This is a genomic window from Stenotrophomonas sp. YJH_SMC_127, from assembly GCF_059372445.1.
Window position 1 is genome coordinate 135,317 of the sequence record NZ_JCAFVO010000001.1, and the last position, 25,720, is coordinate 161,036.

General features: G+C 66.9%; 23 protein-coding genes. 8 read left to right on the forward strand and 15 right to left on the reverse strand.

Features of this window, described 5'->3' with window-relative positions:
• Positions 1-8 precede the first annotated feature (8 nt).
• Genes cfa through AC5QAB_RS00610 form a run of 3 tightly spaced genes read right to left on the reverse strand, consistent with a single transcriptional unit; the run spans position 9 to position 2,365 of the window.
• A complete protein-coding gene (gene cfa / locus AC5QAB_RS00600) occupies positions 9-1,124 on the reverse strand; it encodes a cyclopropane fatty acyl phospholipid synthase (RefSeq protein WP_049405890.1) in 1,116 nt (371 codons plus the stop codon).
• Between the two features lie 19 nt (positions 1,125-1,143).
• Positions 1,144-2,025: a DUF3298 and DUF4163 domain-containing protein gene (locus tag AC5QAB_RS00605; RefSeq protein WP_050483531.1), complete on the reverse strand. Its 882-nt coding sequence runs from the start codon at positions 2,023-2,025 to the stop codon at positions 1,144-1,146.
• A gap of 37 nt (positions 2,026-2,062) precedes the next feature.
• Positions 2,063-2,365, reverse strand: a complete 303-nt coding sequence (locus AC5QAB_RS00610) for a GNAT family N-acetyltransferase (protein WP_006455911.1) — start codon at positions 2,363-2,365, stop codon at positions 2,063-2,065.
• A 208-nt stretch (positions 2,366-2,573) separates the two neighbouring features.
• On the opposite strand from AC5QAB_RS00610, the gene AC5QAB_RS00615 reads away from it, so the two are divergent.
• Positions 2,574-2,735, forward strand: a complete 162-nt coding sequence (locus tag AC5QAB_RS00615; RefSeq protein ID WP_014037806.1) for a hypothetical protein — start codon at positions 2,574-2,576, stop codon at positions 2,733-2,735.
• A gap of 43 nt (positions 2,736-2,778) precedes the next feature.
• On the opposite strand, the gene AC5QAB_RS00620 is transcribed toward AC5QAB_RS00615, so the two are convergent.
• Both AC5QAB_RS00620 and AC5QAB_RS00625 read right to left on the reverse strand, forming a co-directional pair.
• On the reverse strand, positions 2,779-3,405 hold the full coding sequence (locus tag AC5QAB_RS00620; protein WP_014647735.1) for a rhomboid family intramembrane serine protease: 627 nt from the start codon (positions 3,403-3,405) through the stop codon (positions 2,779-2,781).
• Between the two features lie 7 nt (positions 3,406-3,412).
• On the reverse strand, positions 3,413-4,978 hold the full coding sequence (locus tag AC5QAB_RS00625; protein WP_134809087.1) for a POT-type proton-dependent oligopeptide transporter: 1,566 nt from the start codon (positions 4,976-4,978) through the stop codon (positions 3,413-3,415).
• A 162-nt stretch (positions 4,979-5,140) separates the two neighbouring features.
• Between AC5QAB_RS00625 and AC5QAB_RS00630 the strand changes: the two genes are divergently transcribed.
• Positions 5,141-5,989, forward strand: coding sequence for an endonuclease/exonuclease/phosphatase family protein (locus AC5QAB_RS00630; RefSeq protein WP_164109477.1), 849 nt, complete (start codon positions 5,141-5,143; stop codon positions 5,987-5,989).
• A gap of 131 nt (positions 5,990-6,120) precedes the next feature.
• Here AC5QAB_RS00630 and AC5QAB_RS00635 read toward each other — a convergent pair whose 3' ends face one another.
• Positions 6,121-6,732, reverse strand: coding sequence for a superoxide dismutase (locus AC5QAB_RS00635; RefSeq protein WP_005410310.1), 612 nt, complete (start codon positions 6,730-6,732; stop codon positions 6,121-6,123).
• 219 nt (positions 6,733-6,951) lie between these two features.
• On the opposite strand from AC5QAB_RS00635, the gene AC5QAB_RS00640 reads away from it, so the two are divergent.
• Together AC5QAB_RS00640 and AC5QAB_RS00645 are read left to right on the forward strand one after the other, a co-directional pair.
• Positions 6,952-7,404 (forward strand): guanyl-specific ribonuclease, encoded by a 453-nt coding sequence (locus AC5QAB_RS00640; protein WP_032958882.1) that lies wholly within the window; start codon positions 6,952-6,954, stop codon positions 7,402-7,404.
• Entirely contained in the window at positions 7,404-7,817 is a 414-nt protein-coding gene (locus tag AC5QAB_RS00645) for a barstar family protein (protein ID WP_014647739.1), read from the forward strand. Before AC5QAB_RS00640 ends, AC5QAB_RS00645 begins: the two co-directional genes overlap by 1 nt.
• 128 nt (positions 7,818-7,945) lie before the next feature.
• Here the strand turns inward: AC5QAB_RS00645 and AC5QAB_RS00650 are convergent, their stop codons facing one another.
• Entirely contained in the window at positions 7,946-9,706 is a 1,761-nt protein-coding gene (locus AC5QAB_RS00650; protein ID WP_053495369.1) for a hypothetical protein, read from the reverse strand.
• Positions 9,707-9,716: 10 nt separating this feature from the next.
• Positions 9,717-10,316, reverse strand: a complete 600-nt coding sequence (locus AC5QAB_RS00655) for an NfuA family Fe-S biogenesis protein (RefSeq protein WP_014037813.1) — start codon at positions 10,314-10,316, stop codon at positions 9,717-9,719.
• Between the two features lie 90 nt (positions 10,317-10,406).
• Between AC5QAB_RS00655 and AC5QAB_RS00660 the strand changes: the two genes are divergently transcribed.
• From AC5QAB_RS00660 to zupT, 3 genes are all read left to right on the forward strand, one after another.
• Positions 10,407-10,757 carry a 4a-hydroxytetrahydrobiopterin dehydratase gene (locus tag AC5QAB_RS00660; protein ID WP_014647741.1) on the forward strand — a complete coding sequence of 117 codons (351 nt, stop codon included), beginning with the start codon at positions 10,407-10,409 and terminating at the stop codon, positions 10,755-10,757.
• A complete protein-coding gene (locus AC5QAB_RS00665; RefSeq protein ID WP_014647742.1) occupies positions 10,754-11,170 on the forward strand; it encodes an energy transducer TonB in 417 nt (138 codons plus the stop codon). The genes AC5QAB_RS00660 and AC5QAB_RS00665 overlap by 4 nt, the downstream gene beginning before the upstream one ends.
• 98 nt (positions 11,171-11,268) lie before the next feature.
• Positions 11,269-12,078: a zinc transporter ZupT gene (gene zupT, locus AC5QAB_RS00670; RefSeq protein WP_014647743.1), complete on the forward strand. Its 810-nt coding sequence runs from the start codon at positions 11,269-11,271 to the stop codon at positions 12,076-12,078.
• A 102-nt stretch (positions 12,079-12,180) separates the two neighbouring features.
• Here zupT and AC5QAB_RS00675 read toward each other — a convergent pair whose 3' ends face one another.
• The gene (locus AC5QAB_RS00675) at positions 12,181-13,155 is read right to left on the reverse strand and encodes an RluA family pseudouridine synthase (protein ID WP_049403782.1); all 975 of its coding nucleotides are present in this window, start codon (positions 13,153-13,155) and stop codon (positions 12,181-12,183) included.
• Positions 13,156-13,562: 407 nt separating this feature from the next.
• Here AC5QAB_RS00675 and rne point away from each other — a divergent pair, with 407 nt between their 5' ends.
• Positions 13,563-16,835 (forward strand): ribonuclease E, encoded by a 3,273-nt coding sequence (rne, locus tag AC5QAB_RS00680; protein WP_495233099.1) that lies wholly within the window; start codon positions 13,563-13,565, stop codon positions 16,833-16,835.
• Positions 16,836-17,004: 169 nt separating this feature from the next.
• On the opposite strand, the gene AC5QAB_RS00685 is transcribed toward rne, so the two are convergent.
• From AC5QAB_RS00685 to AC5QAB_RS00710, 6 genes are read right to left on the reverse strand one after another with little or no spacing between them, the layout of a single operon-like run.
• Positions 17,005-17,892, reverse strand: a complete 888-nt coding sequence (locus tag AC5QAB_RS00685; RefSeq protein ID WP_049406018.1) for an endonuclease/exonuclease/phosphatase family protein — start codon at positions 17,890-17,892, stop codon at positions 17,005-17,007.
• A gap of 2 nt (positions 17,893-17,894) precedes the next feature.
• Positions 17,895-21,062: a discoidin domain-containing protein gene (locus AC5QAB_RS00690; RefSeq protein ID WP_495233100.1), complete on the reverse strand. Its 3,168-nt coding sequence runs from the start codon at positions 21,060-21,062 to the stop codon at positions 17,895-17,897.
• Positions 21,059-21,895 carry a carbohydrate ABC transporter permease gene (locus AC5QAB_RS00695; RefSeq protein WP_006456347.1) on the reverse strand — a complete coding sequence of 279 codons (837 nt, stop codon included), beginning with the start codon at positions 21,893-21,895 and terminating at the stop codon, positions 21,059-21,061. The genes AC5QAB_RS00690 and AC5QAB_RS00695 overlap by 4 nt, the downstream gene beginning before the upstream one ends.
• The gene (locus AC5QAB_RS00700) at positions 21,892-22,773 is read right to left on the reverse strand and encodes a carbohydrate ABC transporter permease (protein WP_005410323.1); all 882 of its coding nucleotides are present in this window, start codon (positions 22,771-22,773) and stop codon (positions 21,892-21,894) included. Before AC5QAB_RS00700 ends, AC5QAB_RS00695 begins: the two co-directional genes overlap by 4 nt.
• Positions 22,770-24,110, reverse strand: coding sequence for a sugar ABC transporter substrate-binding protein (locus tag AC5QAB_RS00705; RefSeq protein ID WP_495233101.1), 1,341 nt, complete (start codon positions 24,108-24,110; stop codon positions 22,770-22,772). The genes AC5QAB_RS00700 and AC5QAB_RS00705 overlap by 4 nt, the downstream gene beginning before the upstream one ends.
• Positions 24,111-24,114: 4 nt before the next feature.
• Entirely contained in the window at positions 24,115-25,719 is a 1,605-nt protein-coding gene (locus AC5QAB_RS00710; protein WP_014647750.1) for a glucoamylase family protein, read from the reverse strand.
• Position 25,720 lies beyond the last annotated feature (1 nt).

The window sequence follows — 25,720 nt, forward strand, 5'->3', positions numbered from 1 at the left end:
CCACGCCATCAACGCGGCGCCACGTACCCACCCGGCACGCCTTCCGGCGACAGCACCAGCTGCCACAGCTGCGCGTGCCGGCAGCGGAAGGTGGCCATCGACCCGGCCAGGTAGAAGCGCCACATGCGCCGGAAGTGCTCGTCGTAGTGCGCATCCAGCCGCGGCCACGCTGCTTCCACGTTGCGCCGCCATGCCTGCAGGGTCAGGTCGTAGTCGGTGCCGAAGTTGTGCCAGTCCTCCAGCACGAAACGGCCTTCGAACGCCTTGGTGATCTGCACCGCCGACGGCAGCATCGAGTTGGGGAAGATGTAGCGTGCAATCCATGGATCGGTGCGATGCCGTGAGACGTTGGTGCCGATGGTATGCAACAGCAGCAACCCGCGCGGCGACAGGCAGCGCTTGGCCACTTCGAAGAAACTGGCGTAGTTCTTGTCACCGACGTGCTCGAACATGCCGATCGAGAAGATCGCATCGAACGGTTCGTCCAGTTCACGGTAATCCTGCAGGCGGATCTCGATCGGCAGGCCAGCGCACAACTGCCGCGCGAACTCGGCCTGCTCCTGCGATATGGTCACGCCGACGCCGCTGACACCGTAGCGCTCGGCGGCGAACTTCAGGGCTTCGCCCCAACCGCAGCCAATGTCCAGCACGCGCTGGCCCGGGCGCAGGCCCAGCTTGCGGCAGACCAGGTCGAGCTTGGCCTCCTGTGCGGCGTCGAGGTCGTCGGCGTTGCGCCAATAGCCACAGCTGTAGACCAGGCGCTGGCCGAGCATGGCCTGGTAGAGATCATTGCCGAGGTCGTAATGGCGGCGACCGACTTCGTAACTGCCCTGCCCCGCCTGCAGGTTGAACAGGCGCGCCTTCAGCGCGTCTGCCACTTCGCGCCAGCCGTGCACCCGTTCATCCAGGTGCGCCTGCATCAGGTGGACGAGGAATTCATCCAGGACATTGGCATCCCACCACCCCTCCATGTAGCTCTCGCCCAGGCCGAGCGAGCCGTGGCCCATGACCCGCGCGAAAAAACGCGGGTCATGCACCTGGATGTCCTGTGGCTGGGTGCCGCCGATGCGGACCCCGGCTTCGTGGAGCAGGCCGGCGACCCGCTCCTGCAACCCTGTATCCACGCCACCTCCTCGACTGCGGTCAACCGCGTGCGAACAGCTCCACGTAGTCCTTGGCCACGTGAGGCAACAGCACCGCCGCCGGTACATCGGCGGTCTGGGTGCCGTCCGAGTATGGACCCACCTGGTACGGCGGGAAAACAAAGCGCAGCGCGGTGATCTGCCCCTTGTCGTCGGTCAGTGGCTGGAACTGGCTGAAATTGTCGGCCTGCGGGCCGGTTCCGTCGGCGATCATGCGCGATGCGTTGCGCAGCGATTCCTGCAGCTGGGCCGGGTCCATGTCCTCGCCACTGAGGCGGGTGGCCACGCGTTCGCGCAGCTGGTCGGCGACGAAATCACTGATCGCCTTCCAGCCCTTGGCATCGGCCACCAGCTTGTCGGCACTGAGCATCTGCTGCTGCTGCGGCAGCCACACGAAGCGCGCCACCAGCGGCTCGCCGTGGGCGCCACCCGTGTAGCGGCTGCCGTCGGCACTGACCACCACCAGCTGCGGGGTTTCAAGCAGCTTCTCGAAGCTCAGCGACAGCTCGTAGGGCATGGTCGGCTTGTCGTTGCCCAGCCCGTCCAGCGCCTGCTGCAGGTCGCTGCGCGCACTCGTCGCATAGCTCTGCAGCGCGCGGGCCAGGCCCGGATAACGGTCGATACCGGCCGGGTAGCTGATGCCTACCACTTCGCGCTCGTTGTTCTCGATCACGTCGCGCAGGTCCAGCGGCGCTTCCGTGGCCGGCGTTTCGCCTGCGGCAGTGGCTTCGGCGGCGGGCGCCGCGTCGGTCGCCGGTGCCGGCTCGCTTTCACGCTGGCAACCGGCCAGCAACAGCACGCCCACCACGCCGGCCAGCACGCTGCCGCGCAGTGGCCGGTTGTTTCCAATCTTCATCGGGATCCCCTGTTCATGTTTGTACATCATCGCCTGCCATGGCTGAAGCGTGACCCGCTGGCGTTCAGCCAACGAGCAGGTCGTGGTACTCCTCGTGGCGCTGCAGGAAGGCTTCGGCGTAGGAACATGCCGGCACCACCTTGTATTTCTGCTCGCGGGCGAAACGCAGTGCCACGCGGGTCAGCTCACCGGCGATGCCACGGCCGGCGATCGGCTCGGGCACCTCGGTATGGGTGATGACCATGCGCCTGCGCTTGATCTGGTAATCGAGCACCGCCAGCTGTCCGCGCACACGTGCGGTGAAGCGGTGGTTGGCCAGGTCGTGCTCGACCTCATAGGCCAGACCGGGGGGCGTGACCGAAGCCATGGAACTGTCTCCTGCGGCGACTGCGTGGATGGTGCGCAGCCGGGCGCCATGATCGCGTGAAGCCTGAACAGGGGCAAGTCCAGTCCATTCACGTCAGTTTTCGCCCTCAAGCTGGAGGCGGGCCGGCCGCTATCGCCTATGGAGGGGTACGGCCAGGCTGGCACGACCCTTGCGACCGTTGACCATGCGCACCACCGTGGAGGCTCCCATGCACGCCAGCAATTCCCATTCCGATACCGACCGCGCCCTGCTGGAGGGCCTGCTGCAACTGGCGGTGGAAGGGCAGACCGAGGATCAGGATTTCCAGCGCATCGGCGAGGAAGTGTTCGCCCGCCTGCTGGATACCTACGGTCAGCAGACCGCAGCCTGACCCGGCCGGGGCGGATCGGACCCGATCCGCCCCGCTACCCGCATCAACCGCCGCCGAGGCGGAAGGTCGGGTTGGAGAGTTCGCGCAGGAAGTGGGTGAAGATGCTCGGCTGCATGGCCAGCATGAAGATCACGCCAAACGCCGCACCTGCCAGGTGCGCGCTGTGGTTGATGCGGTCGCCACCGCGCCTGTCCATCCAGATGCTGTAGCCGACGTAGAACGCGGCATAGATGATCGCCGGTGCCGGGATGAAGAACACCAGGATGATCGACCACGGCTTGATCAGGATGAAGGCGAACAGCACCGCCGATACCGCCCCGGACGCCCCGAGGCTGAGGTAGTTCGGGTTCTTCTGGTTCTTCAGGTAGCTGGGCAGGATCGAGACCAGCAGCGCGCCGATGTAGAACGCCGGGTAGGTCAGGTAGCTGCCGGTCAGCTGCACCATCACGCTCTCGATGAATCCCCCGAAGAAGAACAGGGTGATCATGTTGAAGATCAGGTGCGACCAGTCGGCGTGGATGAAGCCATAGGTCACCAGCCGGTCGTACTGGCGGTGACGGTCGATGGCCGGCGGCCACAGGATCAGGCGGTCGGCCAGCTTGCGGTTGTTGAACGCCATCCACGACAGGATGGCAGTGATGGCGATCAACAGCAGATTGACGGGGGTCATGTCAGGCTCAGGCGGTACGGTAGTTGTCGACCATACGATAGCGTTTCGCGTACCAACCGAAGGCCAACGCCGCGACGAAGGCGAAGCCGGCGAAGAAGAACATCAGGAACGCCGCCTCGCTCAGGCCCGTGCCCGCGATCTGGTGGGTGACCGTATCGTTGCGCACCGCTGCGTTGGACAGCAGCACCCACAGGTTGCCGATGGTGGTGGTCAGGTTCCAGAAGCTCATCACCACGCCCTTCATCGCCTGCGGTGCCTGGCTGTAGGCGAACTCCAGGCCGGTGGCCGAGACCAGCACCTCACCGAAGGTCAGCAGCGCGTACGGCAGCATCTGCCAGAAGATCGACATGGCGTTGCCGCCGTCCATCACCACCTGGATGCCACCCACCACGATCCAGGCCAGGCCACTGAAGGCGATGCCGGCGGTCATGCGGCGCAGCGCGGTCGGTTCGAAGCCGAAGCGGCGCAGGGCCGGATACAGCACCAGGTTGTTGAACGGAATCAGGATCATCACCAGCAGCGGGTTCAGCGCCTGCATCTGCGAAGCGGTGAACCAGCTTGGCATCTGCATCTGCTGGCCCTGCAGGACCCAGGTCGAGGCCTTCTGGTCGAACAGCGAGAAGAACGGCGTGGTCAGCGCGAAGATCACCAGCACGCGCAGTACCGAGCGCACGCCTTCCACGGCTTCGGCCGGATGCTGGCCACGGGCGCGGTCCAGCTGCAGCCAGGTGCCGCCACCGATGCCGGCAAGGATGGCCACCAGCGCCAGGCACAGGCAGATCACGATGCCCAGCGAACCGACCAGGCCGAACGAGGCCACCGCCAGCGCCAGGCCAAGCACGGCGATCACCAGGCCCGGACGGCCCTGGCCAGCCACGCGCGTGGTCAGCGCGGTACGCACCACGTTGGCGAACGAATGCGGGTCCTTCGGCGGCAGCGGCACCAGCACGTAGCGCCTGCGGCCCAGCCAGAACACGAAGGTAGCGATGAACATCAGGATGCCCGGGATGCCGAACGCCCACTGCGGGCCCCAGTTCTTCAGCACCAGCGGGATCAGCAGCGAGGCGAACAGCGAGCCGAAGTTGATGATCCAGTAGAAGGCGTCGAAGACGATCTTGGCCAGGTGCTTGTTGCTCTGGTCGAACTGGTCGCCCATGAACGAGGCCACCAGCGGCTTGATGCCGCCGGCACCGAGCGCGATCAGGCCCAGGCCGAGGAAGAAGCCCTCGCGGCTGTTCTCGAACAGCGCCAGGCACAGGTGGCCGGCGCAGTAGACCAGGCTGAACCAGAGGATGGTGTGGTACTTGCCGAAGAACCTGTCGGCCAGCCAGCCACCGAGCAGCGGGAAGAAATACACGCCGATCATGAAGCTGTGCATGATGTCCTTGGCTTCACCGGCACGGCCTTCGGCAGTGATTTCCTGCAGCAGCAGCGAGGTGATCAGGAACTGCACCAGGATGTTGCGCATCCCGTAGAAACTGAACCGCTCGCAGGCCTCATTGCCGATGATGTACGGAATCTGGCGCGGCATCTTTCCCTGGCCGGCGATTGGGGCGACTGCGTCGTGGCTCATCCTGTAAGGCATTCCTGCAAAGCGAAAGGCGCAAGGTTACCGGAACCGGGGCTTGCGAAGCACGCTGCAGGGCTGCATGACAACGGTGCCAATCCATGGCAGGCAGTGCAGGCCCTGCCGGAAGTCACGGCACCTGCACGACAAAAGCGTAAACTTATCGTTATGCGCCCCCTCGCCCACGCCCGCCTCCTGCTCAGCTGCCTTGCGCTGTCGCTGGCGTTGCAGGCGCAGGCACGACCACAGGCGCCGGCCGCCGTTGCCAGCGAGAGCGACCCCAGGCAGCTGACGGTCGCCGCGCTGGAGCTGCCCAGCCGCGATGACGCGCAATGGAAGCAGCGCCGCGAGCAGGTCGCACAGCTGCTGACCGAGCTGCAGCCGGACGTGATCTCGGTGCAGCAGGTGCTGCAGCAGCAGGGCCGCAACCCGGCCTGCTGGCTGGCCAGCCGGCTGCGCTACAGCTGCGACTTCGTTACCGCCGATCCGCCCAGCCAGCCGCTGCGGCATGGCAACGCCATGCTGACCCGGCTGCCGGTCAGCGAGGACGGCGTGACCCTGCTGCATCCTCCCGGCACCTTCAGCGCGGCCGGCATGATGCGGCTGAGGCTGGGCGAGGCGCTGGTCAACATCTATGTGGCGCGGCTGCGCCCGGACCCGGACGAGGCCAGCGCCCGCCAGCACCAGACCAGCGACCTGATGACCTGGATCGGCGCCACCGCCGAAGGCATGCCGAGCCTGATTGCCGGCGATTTCTCGGCCAGCACGGTGGAACTGGTGCGCAGCACGCCGGGGTTCCAGCCGGCCCGGCGCAATCCCGGCGGCCGTGCCGAGGCGCCGGCGGCCAGTGGGGGCGGCAGCAGCGGCCACGGCCTGGATGTGCTGTTCCAGGTCAAGCACTTTGGCGGCATCCGCCAGCAGCCGATCCTGCTGCCGGCCGACGGCGACCTGCCCGGCCTGCGTCTGGGTGTGATGGCGACCCTGCGCCTGCAGGGCGATACGGCCACCGCGGAATAAGTAGTGCGGGCCGCTGGCCGGCTCCCCCGGTACTGCACGGTTGCCGGCCAGCGGCCGGCACTATCGAACGACTGCTGCAACAGAAAAGGCCGGGGTCTCCCCCGGCCTTCTCATGTCATCCTGTCACGCGATCAGGCGATCGCTTCCTGGTAACGGCGCTCGACTTCGTTCCAGTCGATGACGTTGAAGAACGCGCCGATGTATTCCGGGCGGCGGTTCTGGTACTTCAGGTAGTACGCGTGTTCCCACACGTCCAGGCCGAGGATGGGGGTGTTGCCTTCCATCAGCGGGCTGTCCTGGTTGCCGGTGCTCTCGACCACGACCTTCTTGTCCGGGGTCACGCTCAGCCACGCCCAGCCACTGCCGAAACGGGTCAGCGCGGCCTTGGTGAAGGCATCCTTGAACTTGTCGAAACCGCCCAGGTCCTTGTCGATGGCCTTGGCCACGTCGCCCACCGGGTTGCCGCCGGCATTGGGGGCCATCACGGTCCAGAACAGCGAGTGGTTGGCATGGCCACCACCGTTGTTGCGCACCGGGCCCTGCAGGTTCTCCGGCAGCGACTTGAGCTTCTTCACCAGCTCTTCGACCGGCAGGTCAGCGTACTCGGTGCCTTCCAGCGCCGCGTTGACGTTGTTGATGTAGGTCTGGTGATGCTTGGTGTGATGGATTTCCATCGTCGCCGCATCGATATGCGGTTCCAGCGCGTCGTAGGCGTAGGACAGCTTGGGCAGGGTGTAGGCCATGATGCATCTCCTGATTGCGAGGGCACCCGACGATGTCGGGCGGTGCGCGGTGAATGATGGGGACAGACCGCCAGATTACCAAGGGGGATGTAAAGGAAATTGCGTCCTGCCAGTGAGCACGACGGCAATTGTTACGCAGCAGTGACGCAGCGCGCTCCTCATGCACCGTGCAGCGCACAGGCGCTACAGTGCGTGTACTACCCTCGCCCGCCCCTGCCCATGCGCAACCCCCGGCTGCTGATCACCGCCATCGCCCTGCTGCTGCTCGGCCTGGTCGCCAACCATTTCCTGCAAAGGCCGCCAGCGCCGCAGTTCGCGCCCGACCTGCAGGGCACGCCTGTCGCGCGCGCGCCGGCCACCGCCTCGCCCGGCAAGGACAGCGGACTTCCCGCGTTCCTGCCCGCCGAAGCGCGCGCGACCATCGCCCTGATCCAGCGTGGCGGTCCATTCCCGCACCGCCAGGACGGCAGTACCTTCAGCAACCGCGAGCAGCAGCTGCCGCAGCGCGCGCGCGGCTACTACCGCGAATACACCGTCGACACCCCTGGCGCGCGTACGCGTGGCACGCGTCGCATCGTCACCGGCGGCGATCCGCCGGAAGCGTGGTACTACACCGACGACCATTACGCGTCATTCCGCAGCTTCACCGTACCGGCCCAGGGAGCGCAGTGATGAGCCACGATGATTTCGGCCTTGGCCTGCATGACATCAACAACGCCGGCGTCTACGCCATCGACAGCGACGACATCGGCGCACTGGCCGCGGCGATGCGCGATGCCGGCCTGAAAGTGATCCGCATCGATCTGGAGGGCGTCGCGGACAAGCGCACCCTGCTCGCCCGTTTGGCCGCACAGCTGGATTTCCCGGCCGGTTTCGGCGGCAACTGGGATGCGCTGTCGGACAACCTGCGCGACCTGCAATGGCTGCCGGCCAATGGCTACGCGCTGTTCCTGGCCGACGTGGACGCGCTGCGCGCCGGTCCGCAGAAGGACTTCGACACCCTGCTGGACGTGATGGACGAGACCAGCCGTGACTGGGTCGGCCGCGACGTACCGTTCTGGGTGTTCCTGTCGCAGAGCGCGTAAGGTCACTGCCTTGGCCGGCATGCACTGACGCCTTGGCAGAGGCCGATCTTGGTCGGCGCTTCTGTGCCAACCAAGGTCGGCATCTACCAAAGCGCGGGCCGGCCAGCGCATCGGGCGCGGCCGAAGCTTTAGCGGCTCCCGTTGTCTTCCTGCAGTTCCTTCTTGAACGGGATGTCCGGCGGCGGTCGTGCCACGGCCGGCTGGTCCTGCATGTTGGGGTTGGTCAGGCCACAGCCGCCACCGGCCTGCAGGATCGAAATGACGCAGGAGATCCTTGTGTTGGTGCCCGGCAATGGAATCTCCATCGCCTTGACGCCCTTGCGCACCCATTCGGCCAGCAGCGATTCCTGCGGCACCCAGTATTTGTCGAACGAGGTCGGCGTGTAGTCGTACGGCGGGCGCTTCAGCCAAGTGCCGGACTGCGCAATGCGCTCCTTGCTCCAGCCGTCGTTGGCACCGCCGGGCGCACCGCGCGCGGCATGGCCATCGCCCTCCTGGCCAGGCACGCGCACGCTGCCATCGGCATTGAACAGGCCGCTGCCCTTGCCGGCGGTACTGGCCTGGCGGGTACCGTTGCTGCTGCCGTCGCGGTTGCGGCTGGAAGACCCCCAGTCATCGCCCTTGGCAGGCGTCGCCCAGTTGCCTGGATCAGGCGCCGGGCGCGCTCCCGCGTTTGCGGGTGTGCTGCTGGATGCTGACGGACGCGCGCTGCTGCTCGCCTGCGTCGCGCTGCCCTGGGCCGCAGTCGCGGGCGTCGCCGTGGCACTGCCACTGGAGGATGCCGGCGCTGCCACCGGTGCCGAGGCCACTTCACGTTCCCGCACCTGCACGTCGCGGCCAGTGGGCGCGCGTACGGCGGGCTCACGCCCGGCCACCGCCGCCATCCGCACCTGCGGATCGGCCACGGCCTGCACTTCACGTTCGCGCACCTGCACGTCCTGCTGCGGCACGCGCACCTGCACTTCCGCGCTGCGCAGCGGCTGGGGAGCGACCGGCGCGTCGACCGTACTGACTTCGCGTTCGCGCACCTGGATGTCACGCACCTGCGGCGTGCGCACGGCCAGTTCCGGGGTACGCACCGGGCTTGGTGTCGGCGGCGCCTGCACCGGCTGCACGCTGCGCTCGCGCACGGCGGGTGTGCTGTCACGCGGCACGACGCTGACTTCGGTGCGCGGCACACTGACCGGCGGCACCACGAAATCCGTGCTGGCCTGCGCCACTTCGGTGGCCTGGACGGGCGAAGGCGGCGGCGCGGCTACCGGCGCCGGCTCGGCGTCGGCCGGCGGTGGTGGAACGCTGGCGGTCGGCGCGGATGCCGGGGATGAGGCGGTGGTTTCGGCAGCCACCGGACGCGGCGCAGGGGCCGAGGCAGCGCCCGCCTCCTGGCCCGGCGCAACCCGACCTGCCGCCGCAGCCGCAGCCGCTTCGGCGCCCGGCTGATCGCCACCGCCTTCCTGCGACGCGCGGCCGACGAACTCCACCTGCACGCGCTCGCCCTCGGTGCCCTCTTCGTCCGGCGCGCTGGTACGGATCACCGCCACCCACAGCAACAGCACGAAGAACAGCAGGTGCAGCAGTGCACTGACCAGTGCCGAGGTCCAGCGCATCCAGCGCTGGTCGCGCGGCGCGGCGTCCCAGTCTTGCCAGAACAATCGGCGCAGCGCCTGCCACGGCGACAGCCGCGGCGACTGGCCTGGCGGGCCCGGCAGCGGGCGCGGCAGGAAAACTGCGATCACCTCGCGGGCATGGAACGGCCGCGGCAGTGGCCCCAGCGAGCGCAGCCACAGCGCCCAGCCATAGGGCAGGCGCGTGGACTTCTCGAGGACGGCGCGGGGCTGCTGGCGCGCCAGCAGCAGATCAATGAGTTGCTCGGCCCGGGTCAGAGGCACGCGTCAGCGATCAGGCGACGTTGCCGCGCGGAATGTAAGGCGCGTGGCCGCTGTCATGATCGGTCGCGTCACGCACGGCGGTCACGCCCGGCACGCGGCCCATCAGGGTCTTTTCGATGCCCTGCTTGAGCGTCACATCGGCCATGCCGCAGCCCTGGCAGCCACCACCGAAGCGCAGCAGCACCACGCCGTCGGACGAGACTTCCTGCACGGCCACCTTGCCGCCATGCGAGGCCAGCTGCGGATTGACTTCGTTCTCCACCACCCAGTGCACGCGTTCGACCAGCGAGGCCGCATCACCCGGCGCTTCGCCCTTGATGCGCGGCGCCTTGATGGTCAGCTGCTGGGCACCGGCGGTGCCGGCGACGATGTCGATCTCGGCGCCATCGAGCCAGCCAACGCTGCCGGCGTCGACATAGAGGGTGAAACCATCGCAGTCCACCGCCCACTCGTCACCGAGCAGGTCGGTCGGTTCGGCGAATTCCAGCCGGGCGTCGGCGCGCGGCGTACCGGGGTCGACCGCGCTCAGGCGCACGCCCATGCCGGGCACGCCCTCGCGTTCGATCAACTTGCGGAAATGGGTCTGGGCAGTGTCGGAGATCTGGATCATCAGGCTATTCTAGCCAAGTAAGCGTCAGCCGCTCATTCGGTTTATACACCGTCCGGCGCATTGTTCAGTCAACACGAGGTGGAGATTCCCATGGCCGACCTGATTCCACTGGCCCAGGCCCGTTGCGTGCCGCGCAAAGGCAGCGACCACAAGCTCGGCGAGGCCCGCCTGGCCGAACTGCTGCCGCAGGTTCCCGGCTGGGAGCTGAGCGAGGGTGACCAGGCCCTGTCGCGTACCTTCCGCTTCAAGGATTACTACGCCACCATGGCCTTCGTGAACGCACTGGCCTGGATCGCCCACCGCGAGGACCACCACCCGGACCTGGGCGTGCACTACGACCGCGCGGTCGTGCGCTTCTCCACCCACGATGTGGGCGGGCTGAGCGAGAACGACTTCATCTGCGCGGCCAAGACTTCGGCCCTGACGGAGCAACTGCCATGAACGTACGTTTGCTGAGCCTGTCCCTGATCGCTGCGACCGGCCTGGCCGGCTGTGGCGCGTCCGAACCGCCGTCACCGCCACCGCCGCCGCCGACCGAAGTGGCCGCGGTGAAGACGCCGCCGCCGCAGTACCCGCTGGAACTGGCCTGCATGGGCGTGGGTGGCACCAGCACCTTCAAGGTGACCATCGGCACCGACGGCAAGCCGAGCGAGGTTGCGCTGTTGACCGGGGCCGGCAACCCGCAGCTGGACGAACTGGCCAAGACCGCTGTGCAGGGCTGGCAGTTCAAGGCCGCCACCCGTAACGGCCAACCGGTGCCGGCCACCATCCAGGTTCCTGTCAGCTTCAACCCGCCACAGCCGAAGCCGGACCAGTGCTTCGCCATCGAAGAACGCCTGCGCCGCGGCGGCTGATCGCGCGCACCCCGACGGGGCCTGCCGACGCCCGCCTCGCCCTCGCCGCCCCGGCCCTGCCCGGGGCGGCTGTCTGTTGACCAGGATCGCGTGGGTTGATGCTGCAGATTCCCCCTGAAAACATCTGGATCGCACTGGCGGTCACGCTTGCCGCAGGCCTGGCCACCGCGATCGGCAGCCTGCTGGTGCTGTTCTCGCGCCGCCCCAGCCCGCGCCTGCTGGCGTTCGGCCTGGCCTTTGCCGGTGGCGCGATGGTCTATGTGTCGCTGTCGGAGATCCTCAACAAGTCCATTGCGTCGTTTGCACTGGCGTATGGCGAGCGCACCGGCTTCACCTACGGCACCCTGGCCTTCCTGCTGGGCGTGATCGTGATCGTACTGATCGACCACTTCATTCCCAATCCGCATGACAGCCTGGACAAACAGGACCCTGCGTTCCGCGAGAACAGCCGCGAGTACCTGAAGCGGGTCGCGCTGCTGACCTCGGTTGCGATCACCGCACACAATTTCCCGGAAGGGCTGGCGACCTTCTTTGCCACGCTGGAAAGCCCATCGGTGGGCATGCCACTGGCCTTCGCCATCGCCATCCACAACATTCCAGAGGGCATCGCGATCGCGGTGCCGGTGTACTTCGCCACCCAGAACAAGTTCTACGCGTTCAGTGCCAGCCTGCTGTCCGGCCTGGCCGAGCCCGTGGGCGCGGCGCTTGGCTACTGGCTGCTGTCAGGATCGCTGTCGCACGCCACGTTCGGGTGGGTGTTCGGCCTGATCGCCGGCGTGATGGTGTTCCTGGCGCTGGATGAGCTGCTGCCGGCGGCCAAGCGCTATGCCAAGGGCCACGAGACGGTTTATGGACTGGTGGCCGGCATGGGCACGCTGGCGATCAGCCTGGTGCTGTTCAAGTGGTGAGGGGTTCCCGGCTCGCCCTGTAGAGTCCAGCCATGCTCGACTGGCTTTCCGCGTGGCCCGACCGAGGCGCAGTCGAGCGTGGCTCGACGCTACAGGAGATCCCTACTTCAGCCGGTCCAGCGCCTCGACCAGCTCATCCGCCAGCGGCGCGTTCAATACGTATGGGCTCTTGCCGTCATCCAGCGCGAACTCCAGCGAGGCCGCATGCAGGAACAGGCGCTTCAGCCCGATCTGCTCACGAAGCCGCTTGTTGACCGCTGGATCGCCGTATTTGTCGTCACCGGCCACTGGATGCCCCAGATGCTGGGCGTGCACGCGGATCTGGTGGGTACGGCCGGTCTCGATGCGGACTTCGCAGTACGAATGGCCACCGCGGCGTTCCAGCACCCGGAAGTGGCTGATCGATTCCTTGCCGATCGCATTGACCTGCACATGGCGCTCGCCGCCCTGGCGCAGGCCCACGTGCAGCGGTGCGTCGACCGTCATCACGCCGTCGGGCATGCGCCCGGCCAGCAGCGTCAGGTAGCGCTTGCGGATGCCGGCGCCGTGGTCTTCACGCAGCAAGGCCTGCAGTTCGCTCAGCGCCGAGCGCTTCTTGGCCACGATCAGCAGGCCCGAGGTGTCGCGATCCAACCGGTGGACCAGCTCCAGGGTCTGCCCCGGGCGCAGCGCGCGCAGGGTCTCGATGGCGCCGAAGCTGATGCCGCTGCCGCCGTGGCTGGCCACGCCGGTCGGCTTGTTCAGGGCCAGCAGGCGGGCGTCCTCGAAGACGATGGCCTGCTCCAGGCGGCGCATGAACGCCTCCGGCGGACCGGCCTTGTCTCCTTCCTCAGTGAGACGGACCGGCGGCACGCGCACCTCGTCACCGGCCTCGAGCTTGCGTTCGGCCTTGGCGCGGCCACCGTTCACCCGAACCTGGCCACTGCGCACCAGCTTGTAGACCAGGCTGCGCGGGGCGCCCTTCAGCTGGCCGAGCAGGAAGTTGTCCAGGCGCTGGCCGGCGCGGTCGGCGGGAACGGTGATCATGCGCACGGAAGGCTTGTCGCCAGCGGGTTTGGTGGGGTCTTGGGCGGTCATCAGGCTGTTTATTCTGTTACACTCGGGGGGCGAGATAAGGGATTGATTTCGTTGGAAGTTACTCAGGGCCAGAAGCCCAGCTTCCGACGAATCCGGCACAGTGCGCGACCACCGCCCGCGGGGCGGCCATGTTAGCGGCTCACCGGCCTTCCCGGCCATCGCCGGATGCCTGACACGCAACCGTGCTGAACATGTCCCGCGTGGCGCTCCAGCCTGGCTGACAGCTGCCTGCGGCCTGTAACACCCCAAAACCCATAAGAGTGAAGCGCTCCCGCGGCCTGCCGTGGTGTCGTAGCGCTGGAAACCCAAGCCGCCCTCCCCGCGCTTGCGCGAATGGGCGGCGAACCGTGTCCAGAGGCGAAACCCCATGGCGTTCCGCGCGGTAGCCGCTTGCGAGGAACGCAACAATGAAGCGAATGCTGATCAACGCCACGCAGGCTGAAGAGCTGCGTGTTGCCATCGTGGATGGCCAGTCGTTGTATGACATCGACATCGAACAGCCGTCGAAGGAACAGAAGAAGTCCAACATCTACAAGGGCCGGATCTTCCGCATCGAGCCCTCGCTGGAAGCCGCCTTCGTCGAGTACGGCGGTGGCCGCCATGGCTTCCTGCCGCTGAAGGAAATCTCCCGCGACTACTTCCAGGCCGGTGTCGACCACAACAAGGCCGGCATCCGCGAGCTGCTGAAGGAAGGCCAGGAGATCGTCGTCCAGGTCGACAAGGAAGAGCGTGGCAACAAGGGCGCCGCCCTGACCACGTTCATCTCGCTGGCCGGCCGCTACATGGTGCTGATGCCGAACTCGCCCAGCGCCGGCGGCGTTTCCCGTCGCATCGAGGGCGAAGACCGGGCCGCGCTGAAGGACGCCCTGGACAAGCTGAACATTCCCGACGACATGGGCGTGATCATCCGTACCGCCGGCGTCGGCCGCGATGCGGAAGAGCTGCAGTGGGACCTGGACTACCTGCTCAATGTCTGGCGCGCCATCGCCGAAGCCGCACTGAGCAAGCCGGCTCCGTTCCTGATCTACCAGGAATCGCGCCTGATCGTGCGCGCCCTGCGTGACTACCTGCGCGCCGACATCGGCGAGATCCTGGTGGACACCGAGGAGATGTACGAGCACGCCCGCGAGTTCATGCAGCAGGTGATGCCGCAGACCCTGCGCAAGCTCAAGCATTACAAGGACGACATCCCGCTGTTCAACCGCTTCCAGATCGAGTCGCAGATCGAGGGCGCCTACGAGCGCAACGTGCGCCTGCCGTCGGGCGGCTCGATCGTGGTCGACCAGACCGAAGCGCTGACCGCGGTCGACGTCAATTCCTCGCGCGCCACCAAGGGCAGCGACATCGAGGACACCGCGTTCCAGACCAACCTGGAAGCGGCCGAGGAAGTGGCCCGCCAGCTGCGCCTGCGCGACCTGGGCGGCCTGGTGGTGATCGACTTCATCGACATGGCCTCCAACAAGCACCAGCGCGAGGTCGAGAACCGCCTGGCCAACGCGCTGAAGTACGACCGTGCGCGCGTCCAGGTTGGCCGCATCTCGCGCTTCGGCCTGCTGGAAATGAGCCGCCAGCGCCTGCGCCCGAGCCTGGGTGAATCCAGCCAGATCGTCTGCCCGCGTTGCGACGGCCACGGCCGCATGCGCAGCGTCGAGTCGCTGTCGCTGTCGATCATCCGCGTTGCCGAAGAGCATGCGATGAAGGAAAACACCGGGCAGGTGCTGGTCCAGGCGCCGGTGGAGATCGCCAATTACCTGCTGAACGAAAAGCGCAGTGCCCTGCGCGAGATCGAGCAGCGCCACGAGGCGCCGATCGTGATCGTCGCCGACGAGCAGCTGCACACCCCGCACTACACCGTCACCCGCCTGCGCGAGAACGAGCTGGGTGAAGAGAGCAACAAGCCCAGTTACCAGCGCGGCACCCCGCGCAAGCTGCCGGTGCATGCCCTGACCAAGGGCCAGCTGAACATCCCGCCGCCGGCGGTGACCCAGGTCAAGCACACCTCCCCCGCCCCGGTGCGCGAGGAAGTGGAGCCGGCCGCAGCGACACCGGCCCCGGTCGTGGCAGCGCCGGTTGCAGCGGCCCCGAGCGGCGGCGTGATCGGTTGGCTCAAGCGCGTGTTCGGTGGCGAACCGGCGCCGGCGCCGGCACCGGCGGCTCCTGTTGCCCGCCAGCAGCAGGACGGCGGCCGCAAGGACCGCAACAAGGATCGCAACAAGGACCGCAAGGATCGCCGCGACGACAACCGTGGCAACGGCAACGCTCAGCAGCAGAAGGATGGCGGCAACCGCAAGGAGCGCGGTGAGCAGCGCAAGGACGGCCGCAACGGCAACAACGGCAATGCCCAGCAGCAGCCGCAGCAGGGCAGGCAGAAGGAGCCTCAGCAGAAGGACGGCCAGCAGCCGCAGCAGCAGAACAAGCCGCGCAACGAGCAGCAGGGCCAGAACCAGAACCAGCAGCAGCCGAAGCTGAAGCAGCCCAAGCAGCCGCGCCAGCCGCAGGACGGTGACAAGCCGGCCGAGAAGCCGCAGCGCAGCACCGCCGAGGCACCGGCCGAAGCCGTGACCGCGGCTGCCGCCGTGGCCGCCACGGCGGTCGCCGCCAATGGGGTGACCGCTCAGGAAGCCACTGCGCCGGTGGCGCCGGTTGCGCCGGCCGCCTCCGCTCCGGCGGAAGCCACTGCACCGGCCGACACCACTGCCAACGCCGGCAACGAGGCCGAGGCGATTGCCGTGACCGGTGAAGAGGCTGCTGTCGACGCCAACGGCGAGCAGGCCGGTGAAGGCGCGACCCGCCGCCGCCGTGGCCGTCGTGGTGGCCGTCGCCGCCGTCGTGGTGGCGCCGAGAACGCAGCCGGCAGCGATGGCCTGGGCGATGATCAGGACGACGCGGACGACAGTGATGACACCGATGCCGCTGATGTCGCCGAGCAGAGCAACGACAGCGTCGCCGGGACCACTCCGGTCGCCGCTGCGCAGCCGGCCCGTTCGCAACCGGAATTCGATTTCGATGACGAAGTCGAACCGACCGCTGCCGAATCCGGAAAGCCGGTCCGTGCCGCCGCCGCTGTTGTCGCCGCGCCGGTCGCGGTGGTGAGCAGCACCGTGGTCGATGCCGCTGCACCGGTGGTGGCCGAGGTACAGGCCCCGATCAATACCGTGGCCAAGGCCGAACCGGCATCTTCGCCGGTGCAGACCAGCATGCTCGATGCCATCGACGCGGCGACCCCGGCCCAGCCGCTGGTGGCTGCAGCACCGGCGGTCGAAGCCAAGCCGGTCGTGGTTGAGGCTGCCCCGGCCGTTGAAGCCACTCCGGTGGTCGAAGTGAAGCCGGTCGTGGTCGAGGCTGCTCCGGTCGTGGAATCGAAGCCGGAGGTTGTTGCAGCGGCCCCGGTGGTCGAAGCCAAGCCGCTAGCCGTTGAGGCTGCCCCGGTGGTGGAGGCCGTTCCCGCGGTTGAAGCCAAGCCGGTGGTCGAGACCGCACCGGTCGCCGAACAGCCAGTCGCTCCGGTGGCGGTTGAAGCCGCACCGGTGGAAGCTGCGGCCCCGGTCGCCGATGCGGTGGTGACGCCGTCGATCGATCCGGTCGCCGATGGTCACGCTGATGCCGCCGCCCAGGCGGCCGAAGCCAAGGCCGACGAAGAAGACGAAGAAGCCGCCAAGCGCACGCCGCCGGCGAACTGATCGCGATCTGGTCGCGTGAAAAAGAACGGCGGGGATCGATGATCCCCGCCGTTTCTGTTTGTGCGCCGGGCGCGTGCAGCGCTCTGGTAGAGGCCAACCTTGGTTGGCGACGTTGTTCGAGCGAACGCGGACACGTCCGTGCCAACCAAGGTTGGCACCTACCAGGACATCAGCGCGTCGGCGCGAACTGCAACCGGGTCCACACGCCGTAGTGGTCCGAGGCCCAGCGACCGTTGTCATCGGGCTGGTCGAACAGGAGCTTCGCTTCGCGCGCGACCATCCGGTCCTGCTGGAAGAAGATGTGGTCGATACGCGAAGGTGCCTGGTAATAGTGCCGGTTCAAGGTGCTGACCCCGGCCAGGTCGGTGTTGACGTGCACGCTGCCATAGCTGTCGCCGTAATGGCTGCGCAGCTCGCTCAGGTCACCTGCGTCCACCAGCGCATTGAAGTCGCCCGCGATCACCACCGGCGCGCCGGCCGAGGTAGCGGTGATGAAGTGCAGCAGGTCCTCGACCTGGGTACGGCGGATGCGCTGACCACTCTCGTCGTTGCGCTCGTTGAGATGCGTGGCGTAGACGTTCACCGGCGTGCCGTCGACGTCGATGCGCAGGTGGGCCACCGTGCGGTAGTCGTCCAATGGCAGCAGCAGATGGTCCCCCTGGGCGAGGATCGGCCGCCGGGTCAGCAACGCATTGCCGTAACGCTTCGGCGCGCCCACCGGATCGGTGGACACGAATACGTACTTGTAGCCGAGCTGGCTGGCCAGCCACTGCGCCTGGTTGCGCACGTTGCGGCGCTGGATCACCTCCTGCAGCGCGATGGCATCGGGCTGCAGGCGCTTGAGTTCGGCCAGGATGGTACGGCGGCGGCTTGGCCAGTCTTCGCGGTCATGATGGAGGTTGAAGGTGACCATGCTCATGCCTGGCGCGCTGGCGATGTCCACCACTGGCGATGCGACCTGCGGCACCGCCGCCAGCGTCAGCCCGGGCAATGCCAACACAATGGCCAGCCCCAGGGCGCGCACCGTCGCACGCGCTCCCTCCCCTTGTTGCTTCATCGTTACTGCCCCTTGCGCTCGGCGCGGCGCACCGCGCCCGGTACATCGATCTCGACCCGTGCCGGCAGCTGGTGCACGTGCAGTTCCTTGTTGATCCATTCGGCCGCTTCGCCGTTGATGGTCGCCTCGCCCGGATCACCGGCGTACGGCCACGGCAACACCACGCCACCGACCGGTGGCACCAGGCCCGGCTGCACCTCCAGCACCAGCTGCTTGTCGCTGCGCTGCAGGCGGTAATTGAGCTGGCCCTGCGGCGTGCGAAGGCCCTGCACGGCGATGCCCTCGCCCTGCAGCCAGGCCGTCGGGATGCCGGCGGCCAACACCAGCGCATCGTCCATGTCACGACTGTAGGCGAACATGTCCAGGGCCGAGCGCACGAAGTCCGAGGCGACCCAGGCATGCGGCAGGTCACCGACGAAGAACGGCTTGCGCGGCGTGCGCGAGACCACTTCGGCCCACTGGTTCCAGGCCTGCGGCGCACGGTCCTTGAAGAAGAACTCGGTCGCCTGCCAGGCGCGATCGCGCCAGCCCAGGCGAACGAAGGCGGCCACGTTGCGCCATTCGTACGGCGTGTAGTCCTTCCACTCGCGCTTGCCATCGCGGCGGGCCACGAATTCCTTCCAGTAGCGCTCGAAGGTCGCCTCCAACGCCTGCTGCGGCAGCCGGCCCTGCTCGCCGCCCGGCGCCAGCGCGATGGTGGTCGAGGTCGCGTCGAAATCGCCCAGCTCGGCCGAGCCCGGCAGGTAGTCGATGTTGTGCTGCTGCATCGCCGACAGCAGTGACGCCTGCAGGTCATCACGGAACTGGTCACGCGACTCGGCGATCTGCATCGCTTCGACCTTGCCCAGCTGGGCCGCCAGCGATGCCGCGTCCTTGTAGCCGCGCAACGCCCAGAAATTATCCCAGTACGAATGCATCGGCTTGGCCGAATAGCCTTCGTGGCTGATCGAGGCCGGCATCATCCCGTAGAACGCCGGATTGCGCGCACGGTTCTCTTCGGTACGCTCGCTGGCACGCAGCTGCTCCATGTAGCTGTAGGCGCCCTGCACGTGCGGCCACATCAGCTCGGCGAAGGTGCTGTCGCCGGTATAGCGCCCATATTCGGCGATGCTGTAGATCAGCTCACCGTGGCTGTCATTCTCCGGCACCGGGTCGCTGCCGCGCGCATCGACACAGCACGGCACCTTGCCGTTCTCGAACTGGTAAGGCGCATACCAGTTGATGTAGTCACGCACGGCATCGCTGCGCCCCATGCGCAGCAGGCCTTCGGAAATCATCGCGCCGTCGCGGATCCAGCTGCGCGCGTACGAGCGCGTGCCCGGCTGCAGGCGCGGGCCGACCCGCGAGATCAGCATGTGCGCCACGGCGGTGCGCAGGGTGTCGACCAGGGCCTGGCCTGCCGCCGGCACCTGCAGCGAGACCACGCCCAGCGCGTGCCGCCACTGTTCGGCCACCTGCGCCTGCGCCTTGGCCACGTCCAGCGCCTGCGGCGCCCAGCTCCCGGTCTGCGGCAGCACCACTGCCACTTCGCGGCTCTGCCCGGGTTCCAGCTTGATCGTATACAGCAGCGCACCGGACGCCATGCCGGTACTGTCCTTCACTGCCGTAGTGGCCGGATACTTTCCGGACGCAAGATGCATCGCATCGAGCTTGCCATCGAACGTGCTGGCGAAACGGGCATCGGGCACCTGCAGTGGATAGATGCGCGGCTCGCCGTTGATGCGTACCAGCTGTTCGCCCACGTCCAGCGCATCGATGCGGCTGAAGCCGCCGACGGTGTTGAGGAACTGGGTCGGCGGGTTGACCTGCCAGGGGCGGATCGCCAGCGCCAGGGTGTACTCGTGCACCACCTTGTCCGGATTGCTCAGCCGATAGCGGCCGATCAACTGCGCGCGCTCCGGCGTGCCCTGCACGAAGCTGGTCACCGCCAGGCCGGCCTTCTCGTGCACCCAGTCGACGTTGGCGATCGGAAGATAGTGGTCCTGCAGCGACTGGGTAGTGGCCACCTTCGACCAGTCCAGCAGCTTGCCGTCGAGGCGGATGAACGGCTCGATGCTGAAGCTGCCCTTGGCCGGCTCCAGCGCACCGTCCTCGCTGATCAGCGCCTGTTCCTGGCCGCCATCGAGGCCGAGCAGGGTCCAGTACGGCTGTTCGCCCACATACGCACGCGGCAGCGAACCGCGCGGCAGGTCGGCCGCCACCGAGGACAGGAAGGCGTTCGGCGTGGCGGCGAACGCCAGCGGCTTGAGCGTGATGTCACGGATGCCATAGCGCCAGTTCGGGCCATCGAGCAGATCGAAACGCACGTAGCGTGCGTCGGTGTCCGGCAGCGCCAGCCAGTCGCGGCCACCCGCACCGCCGGTCACCTCGCGCACAGTGCGCCAGTCCCGGCCATCTTCGGACGTCCGCACGGTGTAACGATTGGCTTCCAGGTTCGGCAGCCAGTCGATCACCGCACCGCCGATCTCGCGGCTCTTGTGCAGGTCCAGGCTGATGGTCTGCTGCTTGACCCCGCCGCTGATCCAGAACGTATCGCCCTTGCCATCGATCATGCGGTCCTGCAGCGCGGTGGCGGTATCGGCGATGACCGATGGCACCAGTGCCGAATCATCCTGCGGTGGCAGGCCCTGCAGGGTCAGCTTGTCGAAGCACACCGTGCCGCGGCCACCGACCTTGCTGTAGATCGTGAACTCGACCGCGGCGCTGCGGGCCATCTCCTTCTCGGGCGACGGCCCCCACGCCTTGTCGATCTGGCGACGCCGGTATTCGACCGGTGTCCACGCCTTGGGGAAGCTGTAGCCCGGGCGGTTGACCCACCAGACGTTGTCGCCGCTGGCATCGATCAGCTTGAACTGCAGGTCGTTGGCCGGCGAATCACCACGCAGCTGGAAGCCGAAACGGTAGTTGACCGGGTAGTCGATGTTCAGCGCGCGGCGGATGCCAACGTAGCCGGAGACCTTGTGGAAATCATAGTCCAGGCACAGCGCGCGGCCGCCGCCGGCGCCGCTGACCGGCCGCAGCGAACCACTGACCTGGTCGGACAGCACCAGTTTCCAGGCGCCGATATCGTCGAAGTCGTCCAGCACCTTCGGCGCCGGCAGTGCCGGTGGTGCGGCGATCGCCAGGGAGGTCCACAACAGTCCCAGTCCAACGGCGATCGCTCGCTTCATCCCTTGACGCTCCCCAGCAACAGACCTTGGATGTAGTACCGCTGCAGCACCAGGAACAGCGCCAGCACCGGAACCACGGTGACCACCGCGCCAGCCATCATCATTTCCACGTCCATGATGTGTTCGCGCGAGAGGGTGGCCAGCGCCACCGGCAAAGTGTAGTGCTCCTGGTCGGTCAACACGATCAGCGGCCACATGAAATCGTTCCATGCGCCCATGAAGGTGAAGATCGCCAGGGTCACCAGCACCGGCTTGAGCATCGGCAGCACGATCTGGAAGAAGATGCGCAGCTCCCCTGCCCCGTCGATGCGCGCCGCTTCCAGCAGTTCGTCCGGGATCGAACGTGCGTACTGGCGTACCAGGAAGATGCCGAACACGCTGGCCAGCGCCGGCACGATCACGCCGCCGAAGCTGTTGACCAGCCCCAGCTGCTTCATCAGCAGGAACAGTGGCAGCATCGCCACCTGCGCTGGAATCACCAGCGCCGCCATCAGTACCTGGAACAGGCGCTCGCGGCCGACGAAGTTGAGCTTGGCGAAAGCGTAACCGGCCATGGTGTTGAGCAGCAGCGAGCCGATCGTGATGCCCAGCGACACCAGCAGGCTGTTGGCAAAGTTGCCGCCCATGCCGGTGCGCGCGAACAGTTCATGGTAGTTGTGCGTGGTGATGCTCGAAGGCAGCAGCGGCGGCGGGAAATGGCTGGCCTCGCCCTGCGGCATGAACGAGACCGAGACCATCCACAGCAGCGGTGCCAGGCTGACCAGGGCCAGCACCAGCAACGCACCATTGATCATCCACGGGTACCAGCGCGACTGGCCGATTTCACGACTCATACCAACTGCCTCTTGCGGCCGAAACGCAGCATCACGGTGGTCACCGCCAGGATGATCAGGAACAGCAGGAACGCCACGGCGGAGGCGCGTCCCAGGTTCCACCACTTGAAGCCTTCCTCGAACATGAAATACAGCACGCTGACGGTGCTCTGCAGTGGGTCGCCGCGGGTCATCACGTAGGGTTCGGCGAACAGCTGGAAGTAGCCGGACACGGTAATCACCCCGACCACCAGCAGCACCGGGCCGAGCATCGGCAGGGTGATGTGCAGGAACTGCTTCCAGCGCGAGGCACCATCGATGCGCGCCGCTTCGTACAGGTCATGCGGGATCGCCTGCAGGCCGGCCAGGAAGATCACCATGTTGTAGCCGAAGTTCTTCCACACCGCGAACAGCATGATGGTCGGCATCGCCCAGTTGGGATCACCCAGCCAGTCGATCGGGCTGATGCCCAGATGGCCCAGGCCGTAGTTCACCAGGCCATAGCTGGTATGGAACAGGTAGCGCCAGATCACCGCCACCGCCACCAGCGTGGTCACCACCGGCGCGAACAGGGCCGTGCGGAACAGGGCCTTGAAGCGCGCGGCCGGTGCATTGAGCAGCATCGCCGCGCCCAGCGACACGCCGATCGACAACGGCACGCCGATCAGCACGAAGTAGGTGGTGTTCCACAGCGACTTCCAGAACATCGGCGTCTGCAGCAGGTCGATGTAGTTGCCCAGGCCGACGAAGCGCAGGTTGCTGCTATCGGCCAGTGCATAGAGGTCGAAGTCGGTCACGCTCAGTGCAAGCGCCGAGGCGACCGGCAGGCCGAAGAACACGCCCAGCACGATCAGCGAGGGGCCGGCGAAGATCCAGCCGGCCAGCGAAGTACGTTTCATTGCGCGCTCCCGGCGGCCACGGCGCTGCTCGATTGCGGCGACGGCGCGCGCTCCTGCAGGCGTTGTTGTTCATGCATCCAGCGGCGCTTGGCCAGCACCTTGTCCACGCGCTGGTCCAGCTCTTCCACGGCCTTGTCCTGCGGCAGGCCACCGCGCACCACCTTCTCGGTGACGATGCGCATTTCCTGCACGATGCGCTCCCATTCGAGCACCTTCGGCGTCGGCCTAACCCGCTCCAGCTGATCGCGGAACGCGGCCGCCAGCGGGTCATTGGCCAGCGACGGCGTGTTCCACGCACTGCGGCGCGGCGGCAGGTCGCCAATGATCGAATGGAAGCGTGCCTGGATTTCCGGCCGCGACAGGAATTCGATCAGCTTCCAGGACGCCTCCTTCTGCTGCGACTTGCGGAAGATCACCAGGCTGGTACCACCGGCGATGCCCGCGCCCGGACCCTCCGGCCCCGGCAGCGCGGCGGTGCCCCACTGCCCTTCCAGTTCCTTCGGCTGCAGCTTCTTGAACTCGCGGATGTTCCAGGGGCCGGAGATGTAGAACACGTTGAAGCCGCGGAAGAATTCGTCCCAGACATTGGAGATCTGCGTCTCGGACATCTTCGGCGCCCAGCCCTGCTCGAACATGTTGGCGTAGAAGCCCAGCGTGCGGCGGAACCCCGGGCTGGAGAAATTGCCCCGGGTGTCGTCGTCACGCAGCAGCGGGTCGGGCTGCTGCAAGGCCAGCGACAGCTGCTGCTCGAACTCGTTGATCGGCATCAGCACCGCGTAGCGGCTCGGGCCCTGCATGCGCTTGATCGCCGCCATCTGCTCTTCCCATTCCTGCCACGTACGCGGCGGGTGGTCGTAGCCGGCCTTGGCCAGCAGGTCCTTGCGGTAGTAGATCAGGCGCGTATCGACGTACCACGGCACGCCGACCAGCCCGCCGTGGATCACGTTGGTATCCCAGATGCCCTGGAAGTAGTCCTTCGGGTCGACCACGGTGGAGCGCTGCACGAACGGCTGCAGCGGGGTCAGCGCGTCGAGTTCGGCGAACTCCGGCACCCAGGTGTTGCCAAGCTGGCACACGTCCGGCAGGCCGTCGGCGGCGAACGCGGTCAGCAGCTTCTCATGCGCGGCGGTCCACGGGATGTTCTGCACATCCACCTTGATGCCGGGGTTTTCGGCCTCGAATTCGTGGATCAGCTCGCTGACCACCTCGGCTTCGCGGCCCATCGCCCAGAAGCGCACGGTGGTGGTGCCCGGTTCGGTACGGGCGCAGCCGGCCACGGCCAACGCGGCCAGGGCAGGCAGCGCCCAGCGGCGCAGGCGGTCGATCCAGTTCGGCATCGGGCTACTTGCCCTGGCCTGTGGTGCGGTTGGCATTGTTCTTCTGTTCCTGCGCGGCAGCCGCGCGTGATTCGGCGATACCCACCGCGCGTGCTGCCGCGGCCTTTTCGTCTTTCTGCAGTTCCAGCGGCTGGAACGACCCTTCCGGCGCCAGCCAGCCGCCACTGAACCCGGCCCGCTCCAGGCCCTTGCGGATGTACGGGTTCTTCTTCATCACTTCCCAGACGAAGTCATCGCGGTAGTTGGCGATCATGGTCAGGATCGGGCCCTGGTCGATGGCGATGTAGTCGCTGGCGACCCAGCCGCGATCGGGAACCAGGCGACCGGTCTTGATCGGGATGTCGTAGTTGAAGCTGGGGTTGAACGAATCCAGGAAGCCGTAGCTGGAATAGATGTAGTCGCCAAAGCGCTTGTGCATCTCCAGCGTGGCCGGGATCACCTGCTCGGGGGCGAACACCACCGATGCGATCGCAGCGGTCGGGGCGATGGTGCCGTCATCGAAGTTCTCGCGCAGGCCGGCGCCGCGCGAGGAGTAGTGGCGGAACTGGCGCTGCTCGCCGCGGTACTCCTGCGTGGTGTTCTGCGGACCATCGCTGGCGGTCAGGCCCCACACGTTCTCGCCATACTCCTTCCACTGCATCGGGTTGGCGATGGCATATTCGCGCTGGGCCAGCGCGGCCGACCGGCTGTTGAGGAAATAGGTGCTGCCGCGCTCGCGCATGTAGGCGTCCTGGATGTCGCGGAAGTCGATCCAGACGTGGCTGTACTGGTGGCCGAACAGCGGGCCGAAGGACAGGTATTCCTGGCCCTGGTAGACGCCCCAGTCGTTGTCGTAGGTACGCGTCCACACCGTCCACGCGTCCGGGCTGACCGGGTGCGTCGGCGAGCCCAGGGCGAGGATGTACACCATCATCGCCTCGTTGTAGCCCATCCAGTCGTGGTCGATGAAACCGCTCTCCGGGAACCAGCCCATCGAGATCAGCGGTGCACGCTGCTGCAGCCACGGCCAGTCGACCTTCTTGTACAACGTATCGGCGATCTGGCGGATTTCCTTCTCGCGCGGATCATCACCGTCGTAGTACGACTGCGCGAACAGCACGCCCATCATCAGCAGCGCGGTATCCACCGATGACAGCTCGACCCAGCTGTCGTAGCGACGGCCTTCCTGCATGTCCAGGAAGTGGTAGTAGAAGCCCTTGTAACCGGCCTTGCCGGTGCGCTGCGGGCCCATCGGCACGTCGCGGAAGAACTTCAGCGTGGTCAGCGTGCGGTCGATCGCCTGGTTGCGGCTGACCCAGCCGTTCTCGATGCCGATCGGATAGGCGGTCAGCGCGAAGCCGACCGAGGCGATGCTGGCGAACGGCCGCGACGGGTAGCGGTCCGGGGTCAGCCCGTTGACCTCGTTGGTGGTATCCCAGAAGAACTGGAAGGTGCGGCGCTCGATGTCATCGAACAGCGGCGGCAGCTCAGGCTTCATGGGCCGAGGCGGTGCATCGGCCTCGATCAGGATCACCGGCGGGCGCGGTTTGGCAGGTTCCTGCTGGGCCGGCTGGCAGGCGGCCACGGCCAGGCTCAGCGCTGCGGCGGACAACAGATGGCGTGCCTGCATG